The organism is Methylobacterium sp. FW306-05-D, assembly GCF_058782155.1.
Map to the genome: position 1 here is coordinate 1 of NZ_JBYSXL010000171.1, position 935 is coordinate 935.

Sequence of the window (935 nt, forward strand, 5' to 3'; positions counted from 1 at the left end):
CGCCTGATATTTTCAAAAAATTGGTTTAGGAGCTGTGTTCAGCGAGCCGTGGCCGCTTCGCTCGAGGCATGGCCGACGAGATCGATTAATCCCTCGGCAGTCACTTCAACGCCGCCGACACGTCGAGGACGCTCAGCGAGCGCCGGGGCGTACGCCGTCGCAGCCTCGTCCTGTCAGAACACGGCATCATCGCCCTTCGCCGTGCGGAAGTGATATCCAGGGATGCTGATCAGGATGCTGAGATGACTTTGAGTTGGTGGAGTTCTCTTACTCGGCCCAGGCCACACCAGAGCGAGCGACGCCCGGCGATCAGGAACAGCACGAGATTAGACGTGCGCTGCATAATTGCATGCCATGTTCGAAAATCGAGTTCGGACGGCGTCGGATGGTCCACCGGATGGGTATGCCATTCGCCGACGAAGGTGTCCGTCCCTCCACTCCTTCTCCAGGCGTTGAGCGCTTCCGCCTGGTGACCGGCGTCTCGTCGGTCGAATAGGTAGCGCCCACGATGATCGCCGGGGAGCGGCGTCGTGCAGCGTCCGACCTCGAGATGAGGGCCGCGATAGTTGCCGATGAGTATGCCACCAGCTTCCAGGCCGATCTCCTTCTCGGTGACGTATCCTGCAATCACCTTCTCCACACCGAGTTCGACCAGAACGAGTCCGTCATCGCTCGTTCCGAGGATCATGTCTCGCCTCCACAAGCAGGACATGACTTCAACGCGGATGGACTGCCGTCCGAAACCTGAAAGGCCTTGCGCGCATCGAGCGTAAGCGACCGGAATCGATTGCCGGGACTGCCGTTCGCCCAATCCATGACGAGATCGCAGGCTAGGGTGTCCGACGTCAGCACCTGTGGGACAGATTGAGGGTCTTCACGAACGGAGGATGGCTGGTTCATCGTAGCCCCTGAGGAGCGAAGATGAAGCAGACATC

1 protein-coding gene is annotated in these 935 nt (G+C 59.8%); it reads right to left on the bottom strand.

Annotated elements, in window-relative coordinates; translation table 11 throughout:
* Positions 1–229: 229 nt before the first annotated feature.
* Positions 230–688, bottom strand: coding sequence for a Mov34/MPN/PAD-1 family protein (locus tag AC3WLN_RS24040; RefSeq protein WP_492485495.1), 459 nt, complete (start codon positions 686–688; stop codon positions 230–232).
* Between the last annotated feature and the right edge of the window lie 247 nt (positions 689–935).

Coding starts and splice junctions, on each gene's coding strand:
- AC3WLN_RS24040 (WP_492485495.1), bottom strand. CDS start 688: ATGATCCTCGGAACGAGCGATGACGGACTCGTTCTGGTCGAACTCGGT.